The sequence below is a fragment of the Herbiconiux daphne genome, from assembly GCF_024979295.1.
In the GTDB taxonomy this organism is placed as follows: domain Bacteria; phylum Actinomycetota; class Actinomycetes; order Actinomycetales; family Microbacteriaceae; genus Herbiconiux; species Herbiconiux daphnes.
Genome location: NZ_JANLCJ010000011.1, coordinates 88,739 through 95,320, shown reverse-complemented (window position 1 = coordinate 95,320; position 6,582 = coordinate 88,739). Strand labels below are relative to the sequence as shown.

The window sequence follows — 6,582 nt, the reverse complement described above, 5'->3', positions numbered from 1 at the left end:
GAACATGACACAAGTCAAACACCCAACACTGACATTCACTCACTTTCACGCCGCAGGCCAACAGGCCAGCGCGCCAGCAGGCCAGAACAGCGCACCTTCCCCCACACCGTGTCCGCCGGTATCCTGATCGGCTGCCCACTGATGCGACAGCCCGAGAAACCGAAACAGAACCAGAAACAGAAACGGAGACCACGGTGAACGACTACCTCGACACCAACCGCGCGAACTGGAACGACCGCGCCTCCGTGCACGCCGCCCGCAACGGCCTCGGCTACGGCGTGCAGCGCTACATCGACGACCCCACCGCCCTCAGCGACGTCGTGCGCTTCGATCGTGAACGGCTCGGCGACATCCGGGGCCTGCGCGCCGTGCATCTGCAGTGCCACATCGGCACCGACACTCTCTCGCTCGCGCGCCTCGGCGCCCGCGTCACAGGCCTCGACTTCTCCCCCGTCGCCATCGACGAGGCCCGCATCCTGATCGCCGAATGCGGGCTGACGGATGCCGCCGACTTCGTGGTCTCCGACGTCTACGACTCCCCTTCCGTGCTCGAGCCCGGCACCTTCGACCTCGTCTACACCGGCATCGGCGCGCTCTGCTGGTTGCCGAAGGTCGACGAGTGGGCCCGGGTCGTCGCGGCCCTGTTGAAACCCGGAGGCCGCCTGTTCATTCGCGAGGGCCACCCCATCCTCTGGTCGATGGACGAGACCCTGAGCGACGACCTCCACCTGCGCTTCCCGTACTTCGAACAGCAGACGCCCCTGGAATGGGACGACGACAGCACCTACGTCGCCACCGATCGCCCACTCACCGCCACCAAGACCTACGAGTGGAATCACGGCCTCGGCGAGATCATGACCGCCCTGCTCGACGCCGGCCTCACCCTCACCATGCTCGTCGAGCACGACAGCGTGCCGTGGCAGGCCCTCCCGGGTCAGATGATCGAGCGCGCCGACGGCGAGTTCGCCCTCGACGAGCTCGCCGGCGTGGCGCCGCTGAGCTACACGATTCAGGCGGTCAAGACGCATTAGTGCAACCAAGGGTTGCGTTGGCGGCATCCGGGGTCTAGCGTGATGTGCAACCGATAGTTGCAGAAAGCGAGAAGGTCATGGAATTCGGAAAGCTCGAGCGCGAGATCCACGTGAATGCGTCGCCGGAGGTCGTCTTCGACGTCATCAGCCGGCCCGAGCACATCAGGGAGTGGTGGCCCGACGAGGCCGTCTTCGAACCCGTCGAAGGCGGCAGCGGGCACATCGTCTTTCGCAACGACGCCCCGGCCGACGACAAGGTCGAGCCGCTCACCGTGGTGGCCGTGGAGCCGCCGCACCGGTTCTCGTTCCGGTGGGTCTACCGCGACGGCGAGACGGCCGATCCGGGCAACTCGCTGCTCGTGACGTTCGAGCTCGAGCCCGCCGGCGACGGAACGCGCGTGACGATGGTCGAGACCGGTTTTCGCGAGCGCGGCTGGCAGGCGGCCGAGCTCGAAGCCGCCTACAACGACCACGTGCAGGGCTGGGACTACTTCATTCCCCGCCTCGGCGCCTACGTCGACCGGCTGGTGGCAGCCTGATGAGCGCCGCGACGAGCGCCGCGATCGACGACGACCTGTGGTCGGCGATCGGCGACCCGACCAGGCGACGGATGCTCGACCTGCTGCTCTCGGGCGACGGCACGGCCACGAGCCTCAGCGAACACCTGCCGGTGACCCGGCAGGCCGTCTCGAAGCACCTCGGCGTGCTCGACCGGGTCGGGCTCGTGCACGCGACATCCGCGGGTCGAGAGATGCGCTACCGCATCGACGACGAGCAGTTCGCGCGGGCGGTGGCCCAGCTCGCGGCCGTGGGCACGGCCTGGGATGCGCGGCTGCAGCGCATCAAGCGCCTCGCCGAGTCGATCGAGCGGGCGCAGCGTGCGGCCGGGACGGGAGACGCGTGATCATGGTCGACATTCTGCATCGGGTGGGCGTGCAGAACGCCGCGCCCGACGACGTCTACGACGCCCTCACCACGCTCGACGGCTTGCGCGGCTGGTGGGCTAGCGACACCTCGGGGTCGGTCGAGCTCGGCGGGGTGATCGAGTTCCGGTTCGGGCCGGGCGGCATCGACATGCGCGTCATCGAACTCGATCGGCCGAACCGTGTGGTCTGGGAGGTCGTCGGCGGCCCGGCCGAGTGGATCGGCACCACCGTCACCTGGCGACTCTCCACCGCGGGCGACTACACGATCGTGCTGTTCAGTCATGCCGGCTGGGCCGAACCGGTCGAGTTCATGTATCACTGCAGCACGAAGTGGGCCGTCTTTCTGCTCAGCCTGAAGGCGCTGGTGGAGACCGGGGCGGGCAGCCCCGACCCGCGCGACCTGCGGATCAGCGACTGGCATTGACCGGCGAGCTCGCGGCGCTGCGGTTCACAGCCGGAGTTCACCCGAGCGGGGCTCTGGCGTGGGACCATGCTCAACATGCCTACGCCAGAGTCCGAGCCCGAGCTCGATCGCGACGGATTCACTCCGGAGCAGAACGTCAACGACCCCGACGAGCGCCGCCTGGCCGAAGAGGCCCTCGAGCGCGACGAGAAGCCCCTGTTCCCCACGCCGACGGCGGGGTCGCGGCTCACCGCCGACCAGCTGGCGGAGGAGCTGCGCGACGAGTAGCCGCTCGGGCAGGTGGCGGCGTCACCGCGCGACCGCTTCACCGCGCGACCGCGTCACCGCTCACGGCGCGACCGCGTCACGGCGCGCACTCGTAGAGCGACGCACTGCCGACCGCCGGGTCGGTCACCACGGAGCAGCTCGCGGTGATCCACGAGCGGATGTCGGCGACATCCGTCGATCCCGACGAACCGGCGTTCTGCGCACCACCGCCCGCCCCTGGCGCGCTCGACATGAGCACGAAGCGGAGTTGCCCTGACGCGACGAGCTGGTGGAACGCGGCGAGAGTAGGCGCGGGATCCTGGCCGCTGAACCCGCCGATCGGCAGAACGGAATCGCCGTCGGTCGCGGTGATGTAGTACGACGCGCTCTGGGCGCCGAAGGTCGCGAGCAGGTAGCTCGCCGAGCCGCGATTCGCCTGCACGTAGCCGAGCACGCCCTGGTCGACGGTCGCTCCCGCGCCCGCGAAGCCGCCGCCGCCCGCGAGAGCGCCGCCGCCCGCGAAACCGCTGCCGAGGCCGGGCGCGGTCGCGCCGCCATCCGGCGTTCCCGGCTGAGCCACCGAACCTCCGCCGGTGCCGTCGGCGTTCGCTCCCCCGCCGTCGGTGCCGTTCAGCCCCGACGAGCCGGAGCCTCCCGTCGCAGCAGGCCCGCCGCCCGCCCGCCCATCTGTGCCAGGCCGCTGACCGCCGTTGTCTAGCGCGCCCGGTCCGCCGGCTCCGCCGCGACCGGCACCGCCGCCACCGCCCGCGCCGAACCCACCAGCACCAAACCCGCCCGCGCCGATGCCCGACACCTCCCCCGCGATCGGGTTGATCGCGCTCGCGTGATTCATCGCGTCGAGCGACCACGCCGCCGGCGTCAGCAGCAGCGCGCCAGCCGCCAGAACCGACACCCACCACGAGCGCGCGTGCCGCCATCCGGAGGCCGTCGTCTCTCGGCGCGGCGCCCAGGGAGCGCGCCACCCGCGCCGTCCCGCCACGAGCAGTGCGGCGACGCCCACCGCGAGCGCCGCCTGAACAACGGCCACCCACGGCAGATACGCCGGGTAGTAGAGCGCGATCAGCAGCGCCGACGCCGCCGCGGTGCCGATCAGCGCGAGTTGTGCCCACAGCATGTCGGCCGCCCGCGCCTTCGCGAAGGCGAGGCCCACGAGCAACCCCATCGGCAGCGCGAGCGACGCCGTGTAGAACTGGTGCATTCCGGCCACGGCCGAGAACATCACCAGGAACGTCACCAGCCAGCCCCCGACGAACACCAGCACGGGCCGCGAGAACCGCAGTAGCCACAGCACGACGATGGCCAGGAGCGCCGCCGGAATCATCCAGGCCACCTGCCCCGCGACCTCGTAGCCGAACAGCCGCAGAACTCCCGCCGACCCCGAGAACGGCGGCGTGAGCGACCGGTAGTCGGCAGAGTCGGCCGTGGCCGCGAACCGCCCCAGGCCGTTGTAGCCGAACACCATCTCGAACGGGTTGTTGCCGTAGGTTCCGCCCACGTAAGGACGAGCGGATGCCGGCACCAGCCATACCGCGAAGATCCAGGTGAGTGAGAGCGCGAGGCTCGCCGCCCCCGCGATCAGCACGTCGCGGAGCTTCGCGAACCACGGCTTCGCGACGCACAGGTAACCGGCGGCGAGCGCCGGCCACACCGCCCAGGCTTCGAGCATGTACATCTGGAATGCGAGCGCCACGAACGCCCCCGCCACCACGAGCCAGCCGAGCGACTTCTTCTGCACCGCGATCGTCGCCGCCCAGGCCACGAGGGCGAGCGCGAGCACGAAGAACGACTCGGGCTGGTTCGTGCGGGCGACCGCGGCGACGATCGGCGTGGCCGCCACCACCGCACCGGCGAGCAACCCGGCGGTCGGGTTGAGCAGGCGTCGCGCGGTGAGGGCCACGAGCACCACGGCCACCACGGTGGCGATGGCGTTGGGGGCGTCGACCGACCAGGTCGAGAACCCGAAGGCCTTCACGAACAGCGCGGGCACCCAGTAGGAGCCGGGGATCTTGTCGAGCGAGACCGTTCCGGCGGGGTCGACGGCGCCGAAGAAGAAGTTCGAGAGGTTCTGGCTCATCGAGAGGGCGATGGCGGCGTAGTACTCCGAGCGCTGACCGAGGTTCAGCGCCCACAGCGTCGTGAACGCCGACGCCGCCGCGAGCAGCACGAGGCCGGTGTGGAAGGGCCGCCATCGCCGGCGCAGCGACTGGGCGCGGGCGGCCGGGGTGGCGGAGCTCGCAGGGCCGGCAGGGCTGGCAGGGCTCGCGGCACCCACGGCGCGCGCGGCGCGGTCCGGCGTGGGGTCGTCGGCGGGAACGCCACCCGTCAATGCGGTCACGTCTCGCAGGCTAGGCACCGCGACTGGGCCTCGACTGCGGTGACGCTATGGGTTGGGTAAGTGCGGGCGCGGCATCCGGCCCCGCTAACCTTGAGGCGATGACAATCACCGCTTCCGCCGACGGCTCGGCCCTCGGCAACCCCGGACCAGCAGGCTGGGCCTGGTACATCGACGACAACACCTGGGGCGCCGGCGGCTGGCCGCACGGCACCAACAACATGGGTGAGCTGAAGGCGGTGCTCGAGCTGTTCCGGGCCACGGCGCACGTCGACGACGACCTGCACATTCTCTGCGACAGCCAATACGTCATCAACACGATCACCAAGTGGATGCCGGGCTGGAAGCGCAAGGGCTGGCGCAAGGGCGACGGCAAACCGGTGATGAACCTCGAGCTGATCAAAGAGATCGACGAGGCCATCGCGGGGCGGCGCTACCGGTTCGAGTGGGTCAAGGGGCACGTCGGCCACGAGTTGAACGAAGCGGCGGATGCCCGCGCCCGCGGCGCTGCCGAGGCTTTTCAGCAGGGGCGCGCGCCCGACGAGGGCCCGGGTTTTCCGGGCGGGGTGGCGCCGCTCGTCGAGCCGGCGCCGGTGGCGCGGGCCGACGACACGTTGTTCTGACCGAGCACTGATTTCATGGGCTTGCCGGCGCACCTGCCGGCGTTGCTTTCATGCGCCTGCCGGCGCGCCCGCCGTCGTTGCGGCTGCCGCCGCCGAGGTCGCGGTGACCGCCGAGACGCGCAGGAAGTCGAGCTTCGCCGCCGCCTCCGACCCCGACGCCGCGGTGTAGGCCACGATGCGCAGGTCGGTGCCCGCCACGCTGAACACGTCGCAGTCGAGAACGAGGTCGCCGACCAGGTCGTTGTGCACCGTCTTGCGCTCCGACTGGTGCTCGCCCACGACGCCGCTCTCCCACAGCTCGCGGAACGGCGGGCTCACCGACAACAGCTCCTCGACCAGCGCACGCACCCCGCGGTCGTCGGGGTAGCGGCCCTGCACCCGTCGCAGGTCGGCCACGAGCGACGCCCGAAAGGCCTCGTTGCTGCCCGACCGGCTGACCACCGGGTTGCCCCCCTCGCCGAGCGAGGTGCCGGTGAACAGGGCGCGCACGAGGTTCGGCCGGCCCGCCGCCGGCCGCCGCGGCTCGCCGATCAGCGCGGCCCACAGCGGACTCCAGCTGAGCAGATCCCACGACGCCGTGAACACGGCCAGCGGCGTCTCGCCGAGACGCGCCACCAACCGCTGCACCCCCGGCGGGATGTGGGCGGGCACGTCGCCCGGCGACGGGGGCAGCAGCCCCGCCACGACGTAGAGGTGGTCGCGCTCGGCATCCGTCAGCTGCAGAGCGCGGGCCAGTGCCGAGGCGACCTGAACCGACGGATGCCGCGCACGGCCCTGCTCGAGCCGCACGACGTAGTCGACGCTGAGGCCGGCGAGCATGGCGAGCTCTTCGCGGCGCAGGCCGGCGGCACGACGGGCGTCGCCGCCCGGGAGGCCGACGTCGAGCGGCGAGAGCCGATCGCGCCACGAGCGCAGCAGCGCGGCGAGGTCGCCATGGGCATGGGGCGCAGAAGCGGCGTTCGGCGAAGACTCCATGGCC

Annotated in this window: 7 protein-coding genes and 1 pseudogene; 6 read left to right on the top strand and 2 right to left on the bottom strand. The window is 71.0% G+C overall.

The features are described 5' to 3' along the window. Positions 1–194: 194 nt before the first annotated feature. The 5 genes from N1032_RS20485 to N1032_RS20465 all read left to right on the top strand — a co-directional run bounded on the left by N1032_RS20485 (position 195) and on the right by N1032_RS20465 (position 2,648). Entirely contained in the window at positions 195–1,031 is an 837-nt protein-coding gene (locus N1032_RS20485) for a class I SAM-dependent methyltransferase (RefSeq protein ID WP_259541877.1), read from the top strand. Positions 1,032–1,108: 77 nt separating this feature from the next. Next, positions 1,109–1,570, top strand: a complete 462-nt coding sequence (locus N1032_RS20480) for an SRPBCC family protein (protein WP_259541876.1) — start codon at positions 1,109–1,111, stop codon at positions 1,568–1,570. Next, entirely contained in the window at positions 1,570–1,935 is a 366-nt protein-coding gene (locus N1032_RS20475) for an ArsR/SmtB family transcription factor (protein WP_259541875.1), read from the top strand. Before N1032_RS20480 ends, N1032_RS20475 begins: the two co-directional genes overlap by 1 nt. Positions 1,936–1,937: 2 nt before the next feature. Beyond that, entirely contained in the window at positions 1,938–2,381 is a 444-nt protein-coding gene (locus tag N1032_RS20470; protein WP_259541873.1) for an SRPBCC family protein, read from the top strand. A gap of 75 nt (positions 2,382–2,456) precedes the next feature. Then, positions 2,457–2,648 carry a hypothetical protein gene (locus tag N1032_RS20465; RefSeq protein WP_259541871.1) on the top strand — a complete coding sequence of 64 codons (192 nt, stop codon included), beginning with the start codon at positions 2,457–2,459 and terminating at the stop codon, positions 2,646–2,648. A 76-nt stretch (positions 2,649–2,724) separates the two neighbouring features. Here N1032_RS20465 and N1032_RS28330 read toward each other — a convergent pair whose 3' ends face one another. Beyond that, positions 2,725–4,983, bottom strand: a complete 2,259-nt coding sequence (locus N1032_RS28330; protein ID WP_310795975.1) for an ArnT family glycosyltransferase — start codon at positions 4,981–4,983, stop codon at positions 2,725–2,727. Between the two features lie 98 nt (positions 4,984–5,081). On the opposite strand from N1032_RS28330, the pseudogene N1032_RS20455 reads away from it, so the two are divergent. Continuing rightward, a pseudogene (locus N1032_RS20455) lies at positions 5,082–5,555 on the top strand (RNase H family protein); the annotation flags it as partial. Positions 5,556–5,651: 96 nt separating this feature from the next. On the opposite strand, the gene N1032_RS20450 reads toward N1032_RS20455, so the two are convergent. Then, entirely contained in the window at positions 5,652–6,578 is a 927-nt protein-coding gene (locus tag N1032_RS20450; protein WP_259541870.1) for a helix-turn-helix transcriptional regulator, read from the bottom strand. Positions 6,579–6,582 lie beyond the last annotated feature (4 nt).